The sequence below is a fragment of the Tardiphaga sp. 813_E8_N1_3 genome (genome assembly GCF_051811025.1).
GTDB lineage: Bacteria > Pseudomonadota > Alphaproteobacteria > Rhizobiales > Xanthobacteraceae > Tardiphaga.
In genome coordinates this window covers 626,879-648,593 of the sequence record NZ_JBPWQE010000001.1, presented here as the reverse complement: position 1 = coordinate 648,593, position 21,715 = coordinate 626,879, and the positions used below count along the sequence as shown (strand labels likewise).

Sequence of the window (21,715 nt, the reverse complement as noted above, 5' to 3'; positions counted from 1 at the left end):
AAGCGCGCCTCAACAACCGATCAGAAATCGCAGGCCAACCATTTCAGGAGGAAGTCCATGCTCACCTTGTCCCGTCGTATCCTGTTGACCGGCAGCATCCTTTGCCTCTCGCTGCCCGCTTATGCGCAATCATGGCCGCAAAAGCCGGTGACGATCGTGGTGCCGCAGGCAGCGGGCAACAGCCCGGATGTGCTGTGCCGCATTGTTGCCGAGAAACTGTCCCGCGCGCTCGGACAACAATTCGTCGTCGAGAACCGGCCGGGCGCTGCGAATCTCGTCGGCGCCCAGACCGTCGCCCGCGCCGCGCCCGATGGCTACACATTCCTGTTCGCGACGTCGGCGGCGCTGGTCACCAATCCCTACACGTTCAAGAAGCTGCCCTACGATCCCGTGAAGGATTTCGTGCCGGTGGCGATGGTGGCGCGGAGCAATCATGTCCTGCTCGTCAATCCCGACGTGAAAGCAAAGACGCTTGCGGAATTGATTGCGCTCGAAAAATCCGCTCCCGGCTCCCTGAGCATGGCGGTCGACGGGGCGCGTAACATTTCCGGCCTGATCGCACAGACCATCAACAAGCAGGCGGGCACCGGCTTCGTGCTGGTGCCCTACAACACCATCACCAACGCGATCCAGGACAGCCTGACCGGACGCACCCAGGTGACGATCCAGTCGGCATCGGTCGCCGAATCCTTCATCAAGGCCGGTACGCTGCGCGCGCTCGCCATTGCCGGTAACAAGCGCGTCGCTTCATTGCCGGACGTCCCTGCGATCGGGGAGACATTGAAGGGCGCAGACCTGCAAGGCTGGTTCATGATGATGGCACCGACCGGGACACCTGCCGAGATCGTTGACAAACTTAGTGCCGAGATTGCGCAGGCACTGAAAACGCCGGATGTGCAGGAGCGCGCGCCCGTGCTCGGCTTCGACGTCGCTTCCGGTGACGTGGTGACGCCTGCGGGCGCGAAGCGCTTTTTCGACGCCGAGCTTGTCGCCACAGGCAAGACGATTCAGGAACTTGGCATTCAGCCTGAATAACCGCGGCCCTGCGCTTGGTACCGAACAACGGCATCCTCACATGAAAACGCCCGCTGTGAAGCGGGCGTTTTGACATATTCAATCGCGAACGACGCTTACGCTTCGTTGCCACCTTCCTGCTGCGAGGCTTCGAACAGGAACCAGGTGCGGCGCTCGGTATCGTCGATGTAGTTTTCCAGCAGGCTGGCGCTGGCGATGTCCTTGGCGTCGTCGCAGACCTCGTGGGCCTTGCGCATCGCCGCTGCCATCTTCTTGTTGTCGTTCATCAGCTCGCGCAGCATCTCCACTGGCGGCACATAGGCTTCGTCATTGTCTTTGATGGTCTGCAGCTTGGCGACTTCGCCGATCGACCGCAGCGTACGTCCGCCGATCTTGCGCACGCGTTCCGCCAACGGGTCTGTCGTCGCAAAAATCTGGTCGGACTGCTCGTCGAGCATCAGATGATAGTCGCGGAAATGGCGCCCGCTGAGATGCCAATGAAAATTCTTGGTCTTGAGATAAAGCGCGAAAGCGTCGGCGAGCAACCCGTTCAGCGCTTTGGCCACCTTCTCCACGGCGTCGGCTGAAAGGTCAGTCGGGGTATTCATTTCGGCGGCGATTTTCGATGTCTTGGTGCTCACGTGACTTACCTTCCCGTGTCGGATGATTTGATGGCTGGAGGATTGTCGTCAGGGCGGAAGATTTCAGGAAAAATCGGAGTGGTCTTGACGGAAAGCACTGCAAATTTCCGAAAACTGCGGTTCTTGAGGAAAGGCGGTTTCCCACGCGCCTGAAAACGCTCTAGACCGTCTCCAACGCATCACAAATATAGGGGTTCCCGAGACGGGAACAACAATCGGGCCGGGTAGACGATGGAAGATTGGATCGATTATTACGATTCCACGCATACGATTTATGCGAGCAAACTGCATCGTGACGTGCATTTCGAGGTCATCGCCCGCGATATCATCGGCTACATCGCTTCTCAGGATGCTGTCGTGCTCGACTATGCCTGCGGCGAAGCACTCTCGGCCGCCAAGGTGGCCAATGCCTGCAGCAAGCTGATCCTGGCGGAGCCCGCGCCCGGTGTCCGCGGCCGACTGGTCGCCCGCTTTGCGCCCAACACCAAAATCCGGGTCCGTTCGCTGGAAGAGTTGCGCAACATGACGGCGCAGTCGATCGACCTGGCTGTCATGAATTCGGTGGCTCAGTACATGACAGGCCCCGAACTCGACGATGCCTTTGCAATCATCAAGCGGCTGCTGGCGCCTGGCGGCAAGCTGGTGGTCGGCGACATCCTGCAGCCCGATGTCGGCATGGCGACCGATGTCATGGCGCTGCTGAAGCTCGCCCGGGAGCACGGCTTTCTGTGGGATGCGTTCATTGGGCTTGTTCGCACGGCCCTCTCCGACTATCGCCAGTTGCGCACCAAGGTCGGCCTGCAGCGCTACAGCGAGGCGGAGATGCTGGCCAAGCTGACCGCGGCCGGTTTCCGTGCGTCGCGGGCGCCGGTCAATATCGGTCATAATTCGTCGCGCATGACCTTCGTCGCCCATCACGCATTCTGAGGCATCGGCTGGGGCAAACGGACGATTAAGGTTAACAGACGGTTTACAAAACTTGAGGTGGATCGCCACCCCATGATCGGTAACATTGTGCTCGGCCCGGTGGCGGAAATGTCTACGCGGGGGCGATGCATCGCTCTTTATCCTGGTTCAAGTCCAGGCTGGGCCTCCAACCTTTCAGACATTCACCAGTATGTCGGCCACCAGCGCGTCGGCGCGGTCAGGCTTCGGTGAATTCCAGCACCGGAAGCTGCAGGCGCTCGGCATCGCGCTCGGCCGATGTGAGCACCGCATCCAGCAAACCCGGAAACCTGCTCTCGAGATCTTCGCGGCGCAGTTTCATCAACCTCGCCGTCCCCACCGCGCGCGTTTCCATCAGGCCGGCCTCGCGCAGTTTCGCAAAATGATAGGCGAGATTGGACTTGCCGCTGAGGCCGTAAAAATCGCCACAGCGCAATTCTCCGACCTCTTTCTCGCGTTTGGCCAGATTGTAGACGATCGCCAGCCGGATCGGATCGCTCAGGCAATCCATCACGCCAGGCAATTCGATCTGTTCGCGCGTGGGATGCGGGAGAATGCGGCTCATGGCTCTTCAATACTGATTCCGACCGGCTCTCGCAATGTTCAATATTTCTTGAACCATTTGACATTTTGCAGCGCCACATCAATAGTTCAACAGACCTTGAACTAAGGATGTGGCGATGAGCGTCTTCTGGCTGGCCTTGGCGGCATTTGCGATTGGGACCGAAGCGTTTGTAATTGCTGGTCTTCTTCCAATCATGGCAGCGGACCTGAATGTCACGTTGGCGGCCACGGGACAATTGGTCACCGTTTACGCCATTACTTATGCGATCGGCTCGCCGATCCTGGCTGTGCTGTTCAGCAATTTTGACCGCCGCACCGTCGTCTCTCTGGCACTGGTCTGCTTCATCGTCGGAAATCTTCTGGCGGCCGTTGCGGCCACATTCGGCACTCTCCTGCTATCGCGCATGCTGATGGCCGTGGGCGCCGGACTTTGCATGCCGACAGCGATGGCCGTCGCAATCGCGATCGCTGCACCGGAACGCCGTGGCCGCGCCGCCTCGCTGGTGATCTCCGGCCTGACGGTGGCGACGGTTCTGGGCGTGCCGCTCGGAACCTGGGTCGGCAGCCATTTTGGCTGGCGGTCGACGTTCGTGATGGTCGCAGCGCTCGGCGCCGTCGCGTTGGCCGGGCTGCTGCTGGGATTACCCCGCGGTTTGCCACGCACTGCTGCCACACTCGGACAGAGGCTTGCCGTCGCGCGCCATCCCGAAGTGCTGAAAACCCTTGCCGTAACCTGCCTTTGGGGCCTCGGAGGCTTTACCTCATTCACCTATCTGGCCGTGCCACTGCACCGACTTGGCTTTGACGCCAACGGAATCAGCTTGGCACTGCTGGTCTTCGGTGTCGCCGCGGCGATCGGAAACACCTTGGGCGGCACGATGTCCGACCGTATCGGGCCGCTCCGGACCTCGACGCTGGGCCTGATCGGCATGATGCTGTCACTGACGCTGCAATCGGTGGCCCTGATATTCGCGCCGCCCGCCACTGCGGGCGTGCTGTTTCTGGTCTTCATTTTTACCCAGGGCATTGCCGGCTGGATGTTCTACCCCGGACAGGTCGCGCATCTCGTGCGCGTCACGCCGGAAGCCTCGGTCATCGCGCTCTCGCTGAACGCCTCGGCCATGTATATCGGCTTTGCCGCCGGCAGCGCGTTGGGCGGCGTGGTGCTGTCGACATTGAGCTCCAACCACCTCGGCTGGATCGGTGGCTGCGCCGAGGCGGCAGCCCTCGCGCTCGTCCTCGCCGGACACCTTCTGAAGCGCCCGAAACCGGCCCAAATTGCCGGTTGATGGCACCTTCAAAAGCCTTCCCCGCCCCGTTATAGTGGTCTAAAGACAGCCGCGCGCGAGGATCGGCCCATGGCTCCCTGAGGGGTCCATGGCTGGTTTGGCGCCCGGGCCCGAGGGACGCGCGTATGCGCGCCCTTTTTTTGTGCCGATTTGTCACCACCGCGAGTTTAAATGCCAAAACGCACCGACATATCCACCATCCTGATCATCGGCGCCGGTCCTATCGTGATCGGCCAAGCCTGCGAGTTCGACTATTCGGGCACCCAGGCCGTCAAGACGCTCAAGGAAGAGGGCTACCGGATCGTTCTGGTCAATTCCAATCCGGCCACCATCATGACGGACCCGGAACTGGCGGACGCGACCTATATCGAGCCGATCACACCCGAGATCGTCGCCAAAATCATTGAGAAGGAGCGCGGCGACCGCTCCAAGGGTTTTGCGCTGCTGCCGACCATGGGCGGCCAGACCGCGCTGAACTGCGCGCTGTCGCTGCGCCAGCAAGGCACGCTGGAGAAGTTCGACGTCGAGATGATCGGCGCCACCGCCGAAGCGATCGACAAGGCCGAAGACCGCCAGCTGTTCCGCGAGGCGATGACGAAAATCGGGTTGGAGACGCCGAAGTCGCGGCTCGCCAACGCATCCGCGCTGAAGAAGCAGTATCGCGAGCAGCACCAGGCCGAAAAAGCCAAGCTGACGGGAGACGCGCTCGCCGAGCACGAGCGGCAGTGGGTGCTGCATGAAGGCGACCGCCGCAAGCGCTATCAGGAACATGCCCTCGGCCAGGCGCTGATGGCGCTGTCCGAAATCGGTCTGCCCGCGATTATCCGTCCGTCCTTCACCATGGGCGGCACCGGCGGCGGCATCGCTTACAACCGTGAAGAATTCCTCGACATCATCGAGCGCGGCCTCGACGCGTCTCCGACCAACGAAGTGCTGATCGAAGAGTCAGTGCTCGGCTGGAAAGAGTACGAGATGGAAGTCGTCCGCGACAAGAAGGACAACTGCATCATCATCTGCTCGATCGAGAATCTCGATCCGATGGGCGTGCATACTGGCGACTCGATCACCGTCGCGCCGGCGCTGACGCTGACCGACAAAGAATACCAGATCATGCGCGACGCCTCGCTGGCGGTGCTGCGCGAGATCGGCGTAGAGACCGGCGGCTCCAACGTGCAATTCGGCGTCAATCCCGCCGACGGCCGCATGGTCGTGATCGAAATGAATCCGCGCGTGTCGCGCTCGTCGGCACTGGCGTCAAAAGCCACCGGCTTCCCGATCGCCAAGGTCGCGGCAAAGCTCGCTGTTGGCTACACGCTCGATGAAATCGCCAACGACATCACCGGCGGCGCCACCCCGGCTTCCTTCGAGCCGACCATCGACTATGTCGTCACCAAGATTCCGCGGTTCGCCTTCGAGAAATTCCCGGGCGCATCGCGCACGCTGACCACCTCGATGAAGTCGGTCGGCGAAGTCATGGCCATCGGCCGTACCTTCCAGGAATCGCTGCAGAAGGCGCTGCGCGGCCTCGAGACCGGCCTGACCGGCCTCGACGAAATCGAGATCGAGGATCTCGGCCGCGGCGACGACAAGAACGCGATCCGCGCTGCCCTGGGCACACCGACGCCGGACCGCCTGTTGCAGGTCGGCCAGGCCATGCGTCTGGGCTGGACCGATGAAGAGATCTTCAACTCCTGCAAGATCGATCCGTGGTTCCTCGCCGAGATGCGCGGCATTGTCGAAATGGAAGCCAAGGTGAAGGCCAATGGCCTGCCCGCCAACGCCTTCGGCATGCGGACGCTGAAGGCCATGGGCTTCTCCGACGCGCGCCTTGCGGTGCTCGCCGGCAAGACCGAGGCCGACGTCAAGACACTGCGCCGTTCGCTGAACGTCCGTCCGGTGTTCAAGCGCATCGACACCTGCGCCGCCGAATTCGCCTCGCCGACCGCCTACATGTATTCGACCTATGAGTCGTCCTTCGCCGGTGCCTTCGCTGACGAGAGTCAGCCGTCGGACAAGAACAAGGTCATCATTCTTGGCGGCGGCCCGAACCGTATCGGCCAGGGCATCGAGTTCGACTATTGCTGCTGTCATGCCTGCTTCGCGCTTGCCGACGCGGGCTACGAGACCATCATGGTCAACTGCAACCCGGAAACCGTGTCGACCGACTACGACACCGCGGATCGCCTGTATTTCGAACCGCTGACCGCCGAAGACGTGCTCGAGATCATCGATACCGAGAAGCAGAACGGCACGCTGCATGGCGTGATCGTGCAGTTCGGTGGTCAGACCCCGCTGAAGCTTGCGCGCGCGCTGGAAGCCGCGGACGTGCCGATCCTCGGTACCTCGCCGGATGCGATCGATCTCGCGGAAGATCGCGATCGCTTCAAGCGCATCCTCGACAAACTCAAGCTCAAGCAGCCGAAGAACGGCATCGCCTATTCGGTCGAACAGGCCCGCCTCGTCGCAGCCGATCTCGGCCTGCCGCTGGTGGTGCGTCCGTCCTATGTACTCGGCGGCCGCGCGATGCAGATCATTCGCGAGGAAAGCCAGCTCGGCGATTACCTGCTCGGCACGCTGCCGGAGCTGGTGCCCGGCGACGTCAAGGCGCGCTATCCGAACGACAAAACCGGCCAGATCAATACGGTGCTCGGCACCAATCCGCTGCTGTTCGATCGCTATCTGTCGGATGCCATCGAAGTCGACGTCGACTGCCTGTGCGATGGCAAGGACACCTTCATCGTCGGCATCATGGAGCATATCGAGGAAGCCGGCATTCACTCCGGCGACTCGGCCTGCTCGCTGCCGCCGCATTCGCTCGACGACGACATGATCGCCGAGCTCGAACGCCAGACCCGCGACATGGCGCTCGGCCTCGACGTGGTCGGACTGATGAACGTGCAGTTCGCGGTCAAGGATCGCGACATCTATGTGCTCGAAGTCAATCCGCGCGCGTCGCGCACCGTGCCTTTCGTTGCCAAGGTGATGGGCATGCCGGTGGCCAAGATCGCCGCGCGTATCATGGCCGGCGAGAAGCTCGCCGACTTCAATCTGAAGAAGCGCAAGCTCGACCATGTCGGCGTCAAGGAATCGGTCTTCCCGTTCGCGCGCTTCCCCGGCGTCGATACGGTGCTCGGCCCGGAGATGCGCTCCACCGGCGAAGTGATGGGCATCGATCGCTCGTTCGAAATCGCCTTCGCCAAGAGCCAGCTCGGTGGCGGCACCCGCGTTCCGCGCAGTGGCACGGTGTTCGTGTCCGTGCGCGAAAGCGACAAGACGCGCATTCTCGATGCCGTGAAGCTGCTCTCGTCGAACGGCTTCAAGGTGCTCGCCACGTCGGGGACCCAGCGCTTCCTGGTCGACAACGGCGTCCCCGCCGAAAAGATCAACAAGGTGCTGGAAGGCCGGCCGCACATCGTCGACGCCATCACCAATGGCGAGATTCAGCTGGTTCTGAACACCACCGACGGGCCGCAGGCCCTGGCGGACAGCCGCTCGCTGCGGCGGGCTGCCCTCTTGCATAAAGTACCGTATTACACCACTCTTTCGGGTGCCGTGGCGGCCGCGCAGGGCGTCCGGGCCTATTTGGGCGGGGACCTTGAGGTCCGCACATTGCAGAGTTACTTTTCCGAAGCCTGAATTCGGGCGGACTGCAGGTCCGACGAGATCAGGTAGGCAAGGCACGACCGGAACTCACCGGTCGCGTCTTTGTTTTGTTTCGGCGCTCGAAGCCGGCGTCTGAACTGGCTGCAAGCGCAGCCAAGCCGACATCTTGCAGAACGAATGGTTTCATGCGCGCGCCGCCGCGTGCCGCATGACGTTAGAGGACGAAGAGAATGGTTGAGAAGGTCCCGATGACAGCAGGTGGCTACGCTGCGCTGGAGGTCGAGCTGAAGGAACGTCAGTCGGTGCACCGTCCGCGGATCATCGAGCAGATCGCCGAAGCGCGCTCCCATGGCGACCTCTCGGAAAATGCCGAGTATCACGCCGCCAAAGAAGAGCAGTCGCATAATGAAGGCCGCATCAGCGATATCGAAGACAAGCTCGCCCGCGCCGATATCATCGATATCTCGAAGCTGTCTGGCGACACCATCAAGTTCGGCGCGACCGTAACGCTGATCGATGAGGACACCGAGAAGAAGGCGGTCTGGCAGATCGTCGGCGAGCCCGAGGCTGATGCCAAGAAAGGTCGTATCTCGATTACCTCGCCACTGGCGCGTGCGCTGATCGGCAAGAGCAAGGGCGCATCGGTCGAAGTCGTCGCTCCCGGCGGGGCCAAGGCCTATGAGATCACCAAGGTCGAGTGGCGCTGATCGACAGCGCTCAACGCGAAACAAAAAAGCCGCGCATGATGCGCGGCTTTTTTATTGCCCCCTGATTGCGTCATCCAGCCATCGCTACTCACGGAAACTTCTGGAATACTTCCTCAGCTCACGTATTTTCACACGAGAGTGACCAGCATTTTGCATTGCAGTAATGCTAGAAACGATGGTCATCACAGGGGGACTAATGACATGGACCAAGCCTTCGCTAAGTTTCAGCCTTCCGCACTAAGCCTTTTCCGCTTCATCACCGGCCTGTTGCTGCTGCAGTATGGCATCGCCAAGATCTTCAAATTTCCGGTTCTGCCCTATTTCGCGAATATTCCGCCGTTGATCCAGGTCGCGGCAACGCTTGAACTCGTCGGCGGTGCGCTGCTGCTGCTCGGCCTGTTCACGCGCCCAGTTGCGTTCATCCTCGCCGGTGAAATGGCTTTCGCTTACTTCCTCGGCCACATGTTTAAAGGCGCGGATCCGGTTTTCCTGCCGCTGCTGAACGGCGGCACCGCTGCCATCCTGTTCTGCTTCTCCTGCCTCTATCTTGCGACGTCAGGCGGAGGCCCGATCAGCCTCGACGCGATACTGCGCAAGAAGAGCTAACCTCGACATCACGACAATAAAAAAGGGCGCTCACCGCAAGGTGGGCGCCCTTTGCTTTTAGCGCGCGCTGCTAATCCGCAGCCCTCAACTCGAGCGGCACGGCGGCTGCGTATTTCGAATTCTGCAGAACCAGAGACGTGCGGACGTTGCGGACATGCGGTGCGGCCGTGAGATGGCCGACGAAATCCTGAAAGGTCGCCATGTCGGGCGCCACGCATTTCAGGATGAAGTCGATCTCGCCCGATAGCATCCAGCACTCCCGCACCAACGGCTCCTTGCGGACGAAATCCTCGAACGCCTTGAGATCAGCATCGGCCTGGCTCGACAGGTGGACCGAGGCGAACACCGTAACGTCGAAACCGAGCAATCGGGGATCCAGCAACCCGCGGTAACCCTGGATATAGCCAGCCTCTTCCAGGGTCCGGACCCGTCGCAGACAGGGCGGCGGCGAGATGCCGACGCGTTTGGCGAGTTCCACATTGGTGATTCGGCCATCGGCCTGGATTTCACTGAGAATTTTGAGGTCGATGTCGTCTAGGCTTTTCGGCACGCGGCGCGGATCCTGGCTGGTATTCAAAGAAACCGTTTGAACTCTCTTAGCGCAGGAGCCGCAACTTGCGCAATTTTATTGCGCGTGCATCGCAGAAATTAAGCGTCTCCGGGGGAAAAATTGCCGGGACGAATTGCAATTCTTGCATGGCTCGCCAGATATTCTACACTAGCAGACAAGACTTTCGACGCCGCAGCGACGTGTTCGCCGGCACATTTCGCCTCAGCAATGACCAATTTCCCTTCAGAAAGGGACTCGACCATGGCCGCCCCCATCCATGCCAAAGTCGTCATCATCGGCTCAGGCCCGGCTGGCTACACTGCAGCTATCTACGCCGCACGCGCGATGCTCGAGCCCGTCCTGATCCAGGGGATTCAGCCCGGCGGCCAGCTCACCATCACCACGGATGTCGAAAACTATCCGGGCTTCGCCGACGTCATCCAGGGCCCTTGGCTGATGGAGCAGATGGAGAAGCAGGCTCATCATGTCGGCACCAAGATCGTCACCGATCTGGTCAGTGACATGGATCTGAGCCAGCGTCCGTTCCGCCTGACCTGCGACAGCGGCGATGTCTATCTGGCCGAAACCGTGATCCTGGCCACCGGCGCGCAGGCGCGCTGGCTCGGCATCCCGTCGGAAGAGAAATTCCAGGGCGGCGGCGTATCCGCCTGCGCCACCTGCGACGGATTCTTCTATCGCAACAAGGAAGTGATCGTCGTTGGCGGCGGCAACACGGCCGTCGAGGAAGCTTTGTTTCTGACCAATTTCGCCTCGCAGGTCACCATCGTGCATCGCCGCGACCATTTCCGTGCCGAACGCATCCTGCAGGAGCGATTGTTCAAGCACCCGAAGATCAAGGTGGTCTGGGACTCGGCGCTCGACGAGATCTGCGGGACCGAAGGCCCGGCCAAGGTCACCCATGTGCGCCTGAAGAACGTCAAAACCGGCGCAACCACTCAAGTGCCGGCCGACGGCGTCTTCATTGCCATCGGCCACGCGCCCGCGACCGAACTCATCAAGGGCCAGATCAAGCTGAAGCCCTCGGGCTATGTCGAAGTGGCCGCGAATTCCACCGCAACCTCGATGCCCGGCGTCTTCGCCGCCGGCGACGTGGCGGACGAAACCTATCGGCAGGCGGTCACCGCCGCGGGCATGGGCTGCATGGCCGCCCTCGAAGCTGAACGCTATCTCGCCGCGCATGCTCATGACCGCGCAGCGGCCGAATAATGATCAAACGAACCCGCGACGGATTTACAGATATGGACTGGGACAAGCTGAAGGTGTTTCACGCGGCAGCGGAAGCGGGGAGCTTCACGCATGCAGGCGAGCAACTGGGCCTGTCGCAATCGGCAGTCTCACGACAGGTGAGCGCGCTGGAGCAGGAACTGGCGGTCTCGCTGTTCCACCGCCACGCCCGCGGCCTGATCCTCACCGAACAGGGCGATCTGCTGTTCCGCACCGCTCATGACGTGTTCATGCAGCTCCAGGCGGCACGCGCCAAGCTGACCGACAGCCGCGAGCGGCCGAGCGGCGACCTCAAGGTCACCACGACCCCGGGCGTCGGCATCAACTGGCTGATCCCGCGCCTTGGCGAGTTCACCGCGCTCTATCCGGAAATCCGCATTTCGCTGATCGTGACCGACGAGGAACTCGATCTGTCGATGCGCGAGGCGGATGTGGCCATCCGTACCCGCAAGCCGACCCAGCCGGATCTGATCCAGCGCAAGCTGTTCGCCATGGGATTCCACGCTTATTGCTCGCCGGAATATATCAAGCATTTCGGCACCCCGCGCACCCTCGACGAACTCGACGGGCACCGCATCATCATGCTGAGCGACGCGCAGGTGTCCCCGCACCTGCAGAACCGCAGCTGGCTGATCGATGCCGGGCGTAACGGCTCCGGCCCGCGCGAGCCCTACTTCAAGGTCAACAATATTCTGGGCCTGATGCGCGCCTGCCAGCAGGGCTTGGGCATTGCAGCATTGCCGGACTATCTGGTCGAAGAAAACGATCGCCTGGTTCAGCTCTTCAGCGAGTCGGACTCGATTCAACTCGATACTTATTTTGTTTATCCCGAAGAGTTGAAGACGGTTGCCCGCGTGCAGGTGTTCCGCGACTTTATCGTCAGCAAGGCGCAGCGCTGGCCGTCCTAACCCGCAATATTTCAGGGCTGATATGCCCACGCTTCCAGCATGTCAGACATGCCAAGTGATGCGTTGCTGCATGCCACCTGCAGGGATCATACTTCTCAGACGCTGAGATTTTGCGCTGCGCATTTGTCCCCCTCCTCCAGTGGCGCGGAGTCTCAGTAATCCCTCTTGGAAGGTGATTGTGTCGGCCTCTCGAGGCCAATACCTCAGAGCCGGACTCGTTTGAGTCCGGCTTTTTTTTTGCGCACGCGAAGTGTCAGTCCAGCTTGACCTTCGCCAACCGTAGCGCATTGCCGATCACGCTCACCGAGGACAGCGCCATCGCGGCAGCCCCGATCATCGGCGACAGCAGAATGCCGAAAATCGGATACAGGACACCGGCCGCGACCGGCACGCCCGCCGCGTTGTAGACGAACGCAAATGTCAGGTTCTGCCGGATATTGCTCATCACAGCCTTTGATAGTTTGCGCGCACGCACGAGGCCCATCAGGTCGCCGGTCAGCAGCGTCACGCCAGCACTCTCGATCGCGACATCGGTCCCCGTGCCCATGGCGATGCCGACATCCGCAGCGGCAAGCGCAGGTGCATCGTTGACGCCGTCGCCAACCATCGCGACCCGGCGGCCTTCACCGAGCAAACGCGTGACCACGTCACTCTTGCGATCCGGCAACACACCCGCCTCGACCTCATCGATACCCAGTGTCTTTGCGACGGCTTTAGCCGTCGTCGCATTGTCGCCGGTGAGCATGACGATCCGCAGGCCGTCGGCGCGCAGTTTCTTCAACGCGTCCTGCGCCGATGGCTTTACGGGATCGGCAATCGCCATCACGCCGGCAACGTTGCCATCGATGGCAACGAAGATGGCAGTCGCACCGTTCTGCCGCGCCAGCTCGGCGACGCCGTCGGAGCGCGTCGTATCCACTTTCAATTCGTCCATCAGCATCGCATTGCCCAGCGCTACGCGCTTGCCATTGACAATGCCCGACGCGCCTTTGCCGGACGGCGAGGCGAAGTCGCTGGTATCGCTCAGCACCACATTGCGCTGCTTTGCTTCATTGACGATGGCTTGCGCCAGCGGATGCTCGCTGGAACGTTCGATACTCGCAGCAAGTTGTAGAATGTCGCTTTCGTTGAAACCTTCCGCTGGCGAGATACTCACCAGTTTCGGCTTGCCTTCCGTCAGCGTACCGGTCTTGTCGATCACAATGGTGTCGATGCTTTCCAGGCGCTCCAGCGCCTGCGCGTCACGTACGAGAATGCCGGCATGGGCGCCGCGGCCGACGCCAACCATGATCGACATGGGTGTTGCGAGACCGAGCGCGCAGGGGCACGCGATGATCAGCACGGTGACCGCAGCAACAAGCGCAAACGACAGACGCGGCTCCGGCCCGAATGTCGCCCAGGCGATGAATGCGATCACTGCAGCAGCCAGCACGGCCGGCACGAACCAGCCGGCGACGCGATCCGCGAGACGCTGGATCGGCGCGCGCGAGCGCTGCGCCTTGGCAACCATGTCGACGATCCGCGACAACATCGTATCGCGGCCGATCTTGTCGGCCCGCAGCACGAGGCCACCGCTCTGGTTGACCGTGCCACCGATGACGCGCGCGCCTTCGGCCTTGCTCACCGGCATGGACTCGCCGGTCACCATGGATTCATCCACCGACGAACGCCCTTCGGTAACGACGCCGTCGACCGGAATTTTCTCGCCCGGCCTCACGCGCAACAAATCGCCGATGGCAATGGCATCGAGGGCGACGTCCTCATCGCCGTCGTTGCCAATGCGTCGCGCGGTCTTCGGTGCAAGCCCGAGCAGCGCGCGGATCGCACCTGACGTCTGATTGCGCGCGCGCAGCTCGAGCACTTGTCCCAGCAAAACGAGCACGGTGATCACTGCAGCGGCTTCGAAATAAACCGCCACGGCCCCGTGATGGTCACGGAACGCATCGGGAAACAAACCGGGCGCGAAGGTGGCCACAACGCTGTAGATCCACGCCACACCGGTGCCCATGGCGATGAGCGTGAACATGTTCAGATTACGCGTTACTACCGAACGCCAACCGCGCTCGAAGAATGGCGCGCCGGCCCACAACACTACGGGTGTCGCCAGCACGAGTGAGATCCAGTTCGATGTGGTCTGCGATACCAGTTGCATCATGCCGAGATGCGCACCCATCTCCAGCACGAACACCGGCAATGTCAGCGCCAGCGCGATCCAGAAGCGCCGGGTCATGTCGATCAGTTCAGGATCGGGCTTGTCGTCGAGCGAGACCTGCTCCGGCTCCAGCGCCATGCCGCAGATCGGACAGCTCCCGGGTCCTTCCTGACGGATCTCCGGGTGCATCGGGCAGGTATAGATAGTGCCGGCCGGCGCTGGCGGTGCAGGCTCCTTCGGCTTCAGAAAGCTCTCGGGATCCGCGTTGAAGCGCTCGCGGCAACGGGCACCACAGAAGAAGTATTCATGGCCCTGATAGATCAAGCGGTTCTTGGCGGTCGCGGGATCGACAGTCATGCCGCAGACCGGATCGAGCACTTTGGCCTGCGCAGCCTCGTCGTGATGGTGACCATGCGAACAGCATGCGCCATGCGTGTGACCGGCATGGGCATCGTGCCCCGCATGCGTGTGAGTTGTCTCTGCCATCGCGACCTCAGCTCTTGAAACATATACCCTATGGGGGTATATGAACCCCATGCGCAGTGAAATCAAGACGTCCTGTTTAAAACGCCTCAAACGGATCGAGGGCCAGGTTCGCGGCCTTGCCGGCATGGTCGAGGCCGACCGCTATTGCATCGATGTGGTAACGCAGATCGCCGCGGCCCGCGCAGCCTTGCGGCGGGTCGAAGAGGAGATCCTGCGAGATCATGTCGCGCATTGCGTGGAGCACGCGATCTCGTCTGGCGACAAGGCCGACCAGCGCCGCAAGATCGCCGAGTTGATGGACGTGGTCAGCCGCGTCGACCGGTGACGGCTCACATCAACGATACGTCAGGCCGCTCGCGACAGGGTTGATCGTTGGTTATCGTTTTTGCACGGCAAAAGTGCAGCACGCAGCAGAGCTGCCGCGTGGGTAGATAGGAATGCGCGAAAAGATACCAGTTTGCACTTCCGTAAGCATGCTGAGCGATAAAGCGGGGATGCGGTATGCTCAGCCGCCAGGCGGTATTTACGTCTCCTTACGCAATTCCCCCTAGCTTCGCCCGCAATCGCGGCATTCCCGCCGTTGCGGTATCGGTTCATGTTGAAGGTCTATAATTGCATTGCGACGGCCCACGATCTGAAACTCGTGGTGCTCGCAGCCCTCATCTGCGCGCTTGCATCCTTCGCTGCGGTCAATCTGTTGCGCCACGCTCGCGGATCGAGCGGCCAGATGCGCGGCATATGGTTGATGGTGTCAGCGATCTCCATCGGCTTCGGAATCTGGGCAACGCATTTCGTTGCGATGCTGGCCTTCTCGCCGGGAATTCCAAGCGGCTACAATATCATTCTGACCCTCCTGTCGCTGGTCGCGGCGATCCTGCTGACCGGTGCCGGACTCGCGGTATCATTGCTGCCGAACTGGCGGCACGGACCATGGCTTGGTGGCGCCATCGTCGCCGGCGGCATCGCCGCAATGCATTACACCGGCATGGCAGCACTCGAAATCCCCGGGGTTATCCTGTGGGATCCGGTGCTCGTCATCGTATCGATCGTGCTTGGTGCGCTGATTGGCGCGGCGGCTCTTCCCGTGGCTCTCTATAGCACGGAGGAGAAATGGAAAATCAGCGGCGCCGTGCTGTTGACGCTGGCGATCTGCAGCCACCATTTCACCGCGATGGGCGCGGTCTCGATCATCCCCGACCCCACCGTAGAGGTTTCCCAACTGGCCGTGCCCGCCGGATGGCTCGCAACCGGTGTCGCGCTCGCAAGCTTTGCCATCATCGGAATGGCACTGGCCGGCATCATACTCGATATCCGCGACCACCGACGCTCGGAGCTTGAGGCCGACCGCATGCTCGGTCTTGCCAATGCCGCGGTCGAGGGCCTGCTGGTCTGTGACGGCAGCGAAGTCGTCACCGTCAATACCAGCTTCGCCACTCTCGCAGGCTCATCCGCTGCGAAGTTTGTCGGCACCAGGCTGGAAAGCTGTTTTCCGGAAGACATCTCGCGCAGGAAATTGCTCACTCACCCGAACCAGCCGATCGAAGCCAGCTTGCGCCATCGCGATGGCTCGGTGATTCCCGTCGAGGTGATCCTGCGACCGATCGATTTCGCCGGACGGCCACATCAGGTGATCGCCGTTCGCGACCTGCGGGCGCGCAAGAAAGCAGAACAGCACATCCGCTATCTCGCCCAACACGACGCACTGACATCGCTGCCCAACCGCGGCCATTTCAACGAACGGATCGATCAGGAAATCACAGCACTGACAGACGGCAAGAAGCTCGCCGTGCTCTACCTCGATCTCGACCGTTTCAAGGAGGTCAACGACCTGTTCGGTCATGCCGCCGGCGACAAGGTGCTGCAGACCGCAGCGTCACGTATCACGGCAATGCTCAGAAAAGGGCAGATGATGGCCCGCCTCGGCGGCGATGAATTCGCCATTCTGCTGCCGGGTCTGGCAAGTGCCGACGCAGCAGGACGCCTCGCCGAGGAAATCCTCCAAACGCTGCGCGCCAAGGACGCAGCGGATAGCGACGGCATCTCGAGCAGCATCGGCATCGCAGTTTGTCCCGACGATGCCACGGATCCAGAGACGCTTCTCAACCATGCGGACACTGCGCTTTATCGGGCCAAGACTGAGGGCCGCGCCACCTATCGTTTCTTCGAGTCCGAAATGGGCGAAGCGGTTCGCGATCGGCGAATGCTCGAGCACGATTTGCGTCACGCCATCGCCGGCAATCAGATGAAGCTGGCTTATCAGCCGCAAGAAGACATTCAGAACGGAACGGTCATCGGCTTCGAGTCGCTGCTGCGCTGGGCGCATCCGGTACGCGGCAACGTGCCGCCCGATATCTTCATTCCCGTTGCAGAGGAGACCGGCGCGATTCTCGACATTGGCGAATGGGTGCTGCGCACCGCCTGCCAGGAAGCCGCGAGCTGGAGGCAGCCGCTCACCATCGCCGTCAACGTATCCGCAGTGCAGATCTATCACGACAATTTCGTCGCAATCGTCCATGAGATATTGCTGGAAACGGGCTTACCCGCGCACCGGCTCGAACTGGAGATCACGGAAACCGCCCTGATCCGCGATTTCGATCGCGCGCTCTCCACCCTGCGCAGGATCAAGGCGATTGGCGTTCACATCGCGATGGATGATTTCGGCACCGGCTATTCGTCACTGTCGAACTTGCGTGCTTTTCCATTCGACAAGATCAAGATCGACGGCTCGTTCATCAAATCAGTCAACACCAACAGCCAAGCCGCGGCGATCGTGCGGGCGGTAGTCGGTCTCGGTCGCGGATTGGGACTTCCCGTGCTGGCTGAAGGCGTTGAGACCGAAGCGGAGCTTCAGTTCTTGCGCGATGAGAGTTGCGACGAGGTCCAAGGCTATCTGCTCGGACGGCCCGCCCATATCGAGCATTTCCTGGACATCACCCAGGGCAAGACAACGACGACAGCTACAGCCGCGATCGTTGAAGACTTAGCTGCCACGGCATAGCCGCCAACGACAAAAAACGCGCGAAGGTCTCGCGCGCTTTTTCTGGGGTCAAAAGAGCAGAACGGCTATCAGGCCGCCTGCTTGTGCATCGCGCCTGTCGCCGATCCGTTGCCGCGAATAGCCTTGATCGAACGCTCGATCGCCGCCCACAGCTTCCCGATCTCGCTGGCTGCGCGACCTTCTGCCTGATATTCGCGGGCGCCTTCGCCCTGGCCGAGCGCCAGCAGCAGATCCGCACGATTAGTGATCTGACCCGACCACACCGGAGCCTTGAACTTGGCGAGCGCTTCGCGGGCGATCGACACGATGCGGCTTTCGGAATCGTCACGGCGTGCCGGCGCACCGTTGATGACAACCGCATAAGGCTTGCGGGCCGAGCGGCAGCTCTGGATCGTCGCCTGCACCGCATCGACGTCGAACACACCGGGACGCGCAGGAATGATCACCATGGTTGCGTTCTTGATGGCATCGTCGACCACAGCCGATGTATTCGGCGGCGTGTCGATGAACACCCATTCGAAACCATCACGCTTCGCGGCGGCAACCATTTCGGTCACGCTACGATTTGCGATCTTCAGCGGCGGTTCATTTGTTCCCCGCAGCTTGTGCCACAGCGTCAACGAACCCTGCGGATCCGCGTCGATGAGCAAGCAAGGCTTCGTTGATTTATGAACCTGAGCAGCAAGATGTGCAGCCAGGGTACTCTTCCCCGAGCCGCCTTTACGCGATGCGAAAACTATGACGTTCATATGTTGGCCTCCAGATTGACCCCAGGAGGCGAAAATGAATCAGTCTGCTGATTCGTTAAAGTCATATTTACGCGTAATTCAAGGATATGTGCCTGATTTGTTTGGAATGTTGGTTTTTGAGTCACACAGTGCGGCGCAACAGGCCCGAAATGAGTCAGGTGTAGTACGCCTGTCGCCACTTTGTCGCACTCTGGTATCAAGTCAGACGCTCAAATCTTGCTATCAGCGCCGTTGGAACGAGTTGAATCCGGGCCTTCGATAGCAATGCCCTTCGCGCGCTGACGTTCGATCCACTTTCGCTCAAGCCAACCGAGAAATTGCGCCACCGGTTTTTCCAGCGGCGGAATATCCTGCGCGATGAGGATGAGTCCGAGCGGCAACATCCAGAGGCCGAGCACAGGAAGAATGCTGAAAATCCCACCGATAATCAGCAGAATGCCAAGCGGGAATCGAACGAGCCTTGATGAGGGCTTGCGCAACCAACCTACAAATCGAGCCGGTCGGGGCGGAAGTTTGGTTTCGAACCAGGCCAAATGCCGATTGAGTTCGGCCTTGTAGTCGATATTGGTTTCGCTGCTCAAAATGACGCTCCTCGTGGTCTGGAGATGTTGCTTCGTGGCGTGATACCAACGTGTCAGTTTGTCACGGGTTCACTTTTTCGCCACGTTTGACCGCGTCACGGTGCAGCGACTCGGCGAGATCACGCCGTTCTGCACGCTGACTAAACTTCCGTTCAGGTGAAAGCGAAGCCTGATCAGCTCGACCGAGTCGGTTTTTTCGCCCTTCGCGATTTGACCGCGGGTTTGCGCGCGCTGGCCGGCGTTGCCCGAAAGAATTGCGCGCAACCCGGGCTCAATTGCGCCCGCTTCTGGACCATGCAGGCCGTCACGCGATCGACGTCCGGAATGGCTGAGCTGCAGAGCCGAAAGGCATCGCCGGTGCAGAGCTGTTGCTGATCCTCGGTATAGGCTTGTGACGGCGTCGCCGAGAACAACGCGCCGATCATGAGTGACATGGCAAGCCACCCGCTCAAAATCCCTGGACGTACCGGCATAGTCTCCCCCTGGTTGCACGTTATCGTGGGAGTGTCGGAGACGATTGCCCGCTTGGCAAGGCGGACGTGACGGGGATCGGACTTGCCTTCACGCCGGCACTGTAGTTTCTCCCGAACATCGCGGCGCCGTTACCCCGTCGCGACCTCGTGCGAGAGACGGTCCAGGATGAACAGTGAGACAAAAGCGATACTCCGAACCTGCGCGGGCTGTTCACGATCATGAACTGGGCCCGTGTTGGCATTATCGGCTTCGTGGGATTGTGCGGCTGGGCGGCATGGCCCAAAGGAAATGACGCGACGCCGCCGCGCCCACTTCTGATCAAGGCAGCATTGAAACAGGTCGATGATCCCGTCATCATCCTCGGCGACAGCATCGTCAAACGCGCAACCTTCCCCCGCGCAGTTTGCGGTCGACCCATCGTTAATGCCGGAATCGACGGATCGACGACATCGAGCGGTCTCGATGCCATGCTGACAAAAGCACTCGGCGGGAAGCAGGCCGCCATGGTCGTCGTCTCCCTCGGACTCAACGATGCCGCCGCTCCTGTGAATGCAGATACATTCAGGACCAACTATCTCGCTTTGCTCACGACGCTGAAATCCACGGCTCCACGAATGGCCATAGCGACCGTGACACCTGTTGAAGCTGGCAAGTCCGATGGTGCTCGCATCAACGACCGGGCGACCGACAACTACAACACGTTGCTGCCAAGCATCGCCGGCGATGCTGGCGCGAGCCTTGTCACCATCCCGTCCATGCCGGCGAAATACACAACCGATGGCGTTCACCTGAATGATGCCGGCTATGCAATCTGGACCAAGGCGGTTCTCGGCGGGGTCAGCGACGTCCTCTGCAAAGGCAAGTAACAGCGAAAGCGATCAACGCAGAAAACCGCATCAGGCCTCGTTGACGCCAACGCCGCGCTCGTCAAGGAGCTGCTGCCCTTTCAACGTGATCCTAAATTTCGGCCCCGCTGCCGGCTTGGCTTGATCGATTACCTCGACAAGCCCTTGGGCAATCAGCCCGTCAAGCACGGCACGTTTTTCGGCATTGAGATCGAGCCCGGAGGCGCGCGCGATGTCGCACATCATCGCAATACCGGCATTGCTGATATCAGCGTCGATCATGATTGCCTCCCTGTCGTTCGGAAGCCAACGGAACGATGGCAATCGAGTTCCATGACCGGCCTGGCGGAAGCACGCGGCCATTTGGGACGTCGAGTTGCCGGAAGGTGGCCTGTTCGTGCCCAAGTCCTACAGCCCCGAGCAGATCGTGGGCACGCTGAATGATCTGACCGGCGTGCCGGCATTACCGGCCCGACCCAAGCGGTCAGACATTGCCGCAGCCCAAAGCAACGGCCACACTCGAATCGGCTAAATGATTGATTTATATGGTACAGTTGGGTGGTCTCGAACCACCGACCTCCTGCTCCACAAACAGGCGCTCTAACCAACTGAGCTACAACTGCATCCTGACCGGCCCCAAAATCAGGGGTCCCGAACAGGCGGGAAACTAGGTGCAACGCATCACTTTGGCAAGGCCGCGATGATGATTTTTGGCGCAAACAAAAGCCCGGGCTTGCGGCCCGGGCTTTCGATTATTTGGCGGTGCGATCGGCTCAGGCGGCCGGCTGGAACAGCTTCGAAGCGCCGGTCTTGATCGGTTCGGCGGTCTCGGAGGCGATCTTCTGGCCGAGTTCGGCCAGCTGTTTGGTCTGACCGGTAAAGGTTTCAACCTGGCTGCGCGCAAAAGCGGTCCACAGCTCCATCGCCTGGGACGGCGACTTCACACCGATCAGCGACTGGGCGAAGTCGAAGCCCGCATTGGTGTTGGTCTTGGCAATGTCGAGCAGCTTGGCCGAATATTCGGCAGCGCCCTTGGTGGCCGTGCCGAACACAGCTTCAACCGTGCTGTTATGGGTCTCGGCAGCGTCCTTGAACTTGGCATAACCCTCGCGCGCCTGCGAGACGCCCTTTTCGGCGAACGCGCGGACCTGCTCCGGCACCTGGAACGGGATAACGGAAGATGAGAACGGATCGGTCGATTCGGCCATAGCGTGCATCCTTCGTGGTGGGGGGTGAAATCAATAAACCCGCGGAGGCTGCGGAAGGCACCGGTGCCTTTCATCAGCTGGCGGGAAACAGAGCGGCATCGCCATCAGCGATGCGTCGTTGTGTTTACCGCAATATCATGTCGGAATTGT

General features: G+C 60.8%; 20 protein-coding genes and 1 tRNA gene. 11 read left to right on the top strand and 10 right to left on the bottom strand.

What is annotated here, in order from left to right:
* Positions 1–57: 57 nt before the first annotated feature.
* Complete coding sequence (locus AB8A33_RS03040) at positions 58–1,035, top strand: Bug family tripartite tricarboxylate transporter substrate binding protein (RefSeq protein ID WP_439091364.1); 978 nt, start codon at positions 58–60, stop codon at positions 1,033–1,035.
* A 95-nt stretch (positions 1,036–1,130) separates the two neighbouring features.
* On the opposite strand, the gene AB8A33_RS03035 is transcribed toward AB8A33_RS03040, so the two are convergent.
* On the bottom strand, positions 1,131–1,622 hold the full coding sequence (locus AB8A33_RS03035; RefSeq protein ID WP_089266251.1) for a Dps family protein: 492 nt from the start codon (positions 1,620–1,622) through the stop codon (positions 1,131–1,133).
* Positions 1,623–1,886: 264 nt separating this feature from the next.
* Between AB8A33_RS03035 and AB8A33_RS03030 the strand changes: the two genes are divergently transcribed.
* Entirely contained in the window at positions 1,887–2,582 is a 696-nt protein-coding gene (locus tag AB8A33_RS03030) for a class I SAM-dependent methyltransferase (protein ID WP_093757101.1), read from the top strand.
* A gap of 217 nt (positions 2,583–2,799) precedes the next feature.
* Here AB8A33_RS03030 and AB8A33_RS03025 read toward each other — a convergent pair whose 3' ends face one another.
* On the bottom strand, positions 2,800–3,165 hold the full coding sequence (locus AB8A33_RS03025) for an ArsR/SmtB family transcription factor (protein ID WP_439091363.1): 366 nt from the start codon (positions 3,163–3,165) through the stop codon (positions 2,800–2,802).
* 115 nt (positions 3,166–3,280) lie between these two features.
* Here AB8A33_RS03025 and AB8A33_RS03020 point away from each other — a divergent pair, with 115 nt between their 5' ends.
* From AB8A33_RS03020 to AB8A33_RS03005, 4 genes are all read left to right on the top strand, one after another.
* Positions 3,281–4,453 (top strand): MFS transporter, encoded by a 1,173-nt coding sequence (locus AB8A33_RS03020; protein WP_439091362.1) that lies wholly within the window; start codon positions 3,281–3,283, stop codon positions 4,451–4,453.
* Between the two features lie 171 nt (positions 4,454–4,624).
* On the top strand, positions 4,625–8,089 hold the full coding sequence (carB, locus tag AB8A33_RS03015) for a carbamoyl-phosphate synthase large subunit (protein ID WP_439091361.1): 3,465 nt from the start codon (positions 4,625–4,627) through the stop codon (positions 8,087–8,089).
* Positions 8,090–8,286: 197 nt separating this feature from the next.
* A complete protein-coding gene (greA, locus tag AB8A33_RS03010) occupies positions 8,287–8,763 on the top strand; it encodes a transcription elongation factor GreA (RefSeq protein WP_068728727.1) in 477 nt (158 codons plus the stop codon).
* 201 nt (positions 8,764–8,964) lie between these two features.
* Complete coding sequence (locus AB8A33_RS03005; RefSeq protein WP_439091360.1) at positions 8,965–9,369, top strand: DoxX family protein; 405 nt, start codon at positions 8,965–8,967, stop codon at positions 9,367–9,369.
* 70 nt (positions 9,370–9,439) lie between these two features.
* On the opposite strand, the gene AB8A33_RS03000 is transcribed toward AB8A33_RS03005, so the two are convergent.
* Positions 9,440–9,919 (bottom strand): Lrp/AsnC family transcriptional regulator, encoded by a 480-nt coding sequence (locus AB8A33_RS03000; protein WP_068730339.1) that lies wholly within the window; start codon positions 9,917–9,919, stop codon positions 9,440–9,442.
* A 261-nt stretch (positions 9,920–10,180) separates the two neighbouring features.
* Here AB8A33_RS03000 and trxB point away from each other — a divergent pair, with 261 nt between their 5' ends.
* Positions 10,181–11,146 carry a thioredoxin-disulfide reductase gene (trxB, locus tag AB8A33_RS02995; RefSeq protein WP_439087682.1) on the top strand — a complete coding sequence of 322 codons (966 nt, stop codon included), beginning with the start codon at positions 10,181–10,183 and terminating at the stop codon, positions 11,144–11,146.
* Positions 11,147–11,178: 32 nt separating this feature from the next.
* Positions 11,179–12,072, top strand: a complete 894-nt coding sequence (locus AB8A33_RS02990; protein ID WP_089266250.1) for a LysR family transcriptional regulator — start codon at positions 11,179–11,181, stop codon at positions 12,070–12,072.
* Between the two features lie 253 nt (positions 12,073–12,325).
* Here AB8A33_RS02990 and AB8A33_RS02985 read toward each other — a convergent pair whose 3' ends face one another.
* A complete protein-coding gene (locus tag AB8A33_RS02985; protein ID WP_439091359.1) occupies positions 12,326–14,710 on the bottom strand; it encodes a heavy metal translocating P-type ATPase in 2,385 nt (794 codons plus the stop codon).
* A 49-nt stretch (positions 14,711–14,759) separates the two neighbouring features.
* Between AB8A33_RS02985 and AB8A33_RS02980 the strand changes: the two genes are divergently transcribed.
* Both AB8A33_RS02980 and AB8A33_RS02975 read left to right on the top strand, forming a co-directional pair.
* Positions 14,760–15,035, top strand: coding sequence for a metal-sensitive transcriptional regulator (locus AB8A33_RS02980; protein WP_089266249.1), 276 nt, complete (start codon positions 14,760–14,762; stop codon positions 15,033–15,035).
* 270 nt (positions 15,036–15,305) lie between these two features.
* Positions 15,306–17,708 carry an EAL domain-containing protein gene (locus AB8A33_RS02975; RefSeq protein WP_439091358.1) on the top strand — a complete coding sequence of 801 codons (2,403 nt, stop codon included), beginning with the start codon at positions 15,306–15,308 and terminating at the stop codon, positions 17,706–17,708.
* A 68-nt stretch (positions 17,709–17,776) separates the two neighbouring features.
* Here AB8A33_RS02975 and AB8A33_RS02970 read toward each other — a convergent pair whose 3' ends face one another.
* The 3 genes from AB8A33_RS02970 to AB8A33_RS02960 form a co-directional block, all read right to left on the bottom strand.
* Positions 17,777–18,457, bottom strand: coding sequence for an AAA family ATPase (locus AB8A33_RS02970; RefSeq protein ID WP_439091357.1), 681 nt, complete (start codon positions 18,455–18,457; stop codon positions 17,777–17,779).
* A gap of 209 nt (positions 18,458–18,666) precedes the next feature.
* Entirely contained in the window at positions 18,667–19,038 is a 372-nt protein-coding gene (locus AB8A33_RS02965; protein ID WP_439091356.1) for a hypothetical protein, read from the bottom strand.
* Between the two features lie 69 nt (positions 19,039–19,107).
* Positions 19,108–19,302: a hypothetical protein gene (locus AB8A33_RS02960; protein ID WP_439091355.1), complete on the bottom strand. Its 195-nt coding sequence runs from the start codon at positions 19,300–19,302 to the stop codon at positions 19,108–19,110.
* Positions 19,303–19,730: 428 nt separating this feature from the next.
* Between AB8A33_RS02960 and AB8A33_RS02955 the strand changes: the two genes are divergently transcribed.
* Positions 19,731–20,378 (top strand): SGNH/GDSL hydrolase family protein, encoded by a 648-nt coding sequence (locus tag AB8A33_RS02955; RefSeq protein ID WP_439091354.1) that lies wholly within the window; start codon positions 19,731–19,733, stop codon positions 20,376–20,378.
* A 30-nt stretch (positions 20,379–20,408) separates the two neighbouring features.
* On the opposite strand, the gene AB8A33_RS02950 is transcribed toward AB8A33_RS02955, so the two are convergent.
* The 3 genes from AB8A33_RS02950 to AB8A33_RS02940 form a co-directional block, all read right to left on the bottom strand.
* Positions 20,409–20,639, bottom strand: a complete 231-nt coding sequence (locus tag AB8A33_RS02950; protein WP_439091353.1) for a hypothetical protein — start codon at positions 20,637–20,639, stop codon at positions 20,409–20,411.
* Positions 20,640–20,903: 264 nt separating this feature from the next.
* Positions 20,904–20,980: transfer RNA gene (locus AB8A33_RS02945), tRNA-His, on the bottom strand.
* 150 nt (positions 20,981–21,130) lie between these two features.
* Positions 21,131–21,565, bottom strand: a complete 435-nt coding sequence (locus AB8A33_RS02940) for a phasin (RefSeq protein WP_116663246.1) — start codon at positions 21,563–21,565, stop codon at positions 21,131–21,133.
* Positions 21,566–21,715: the final 150 nt, after the last annotated feature.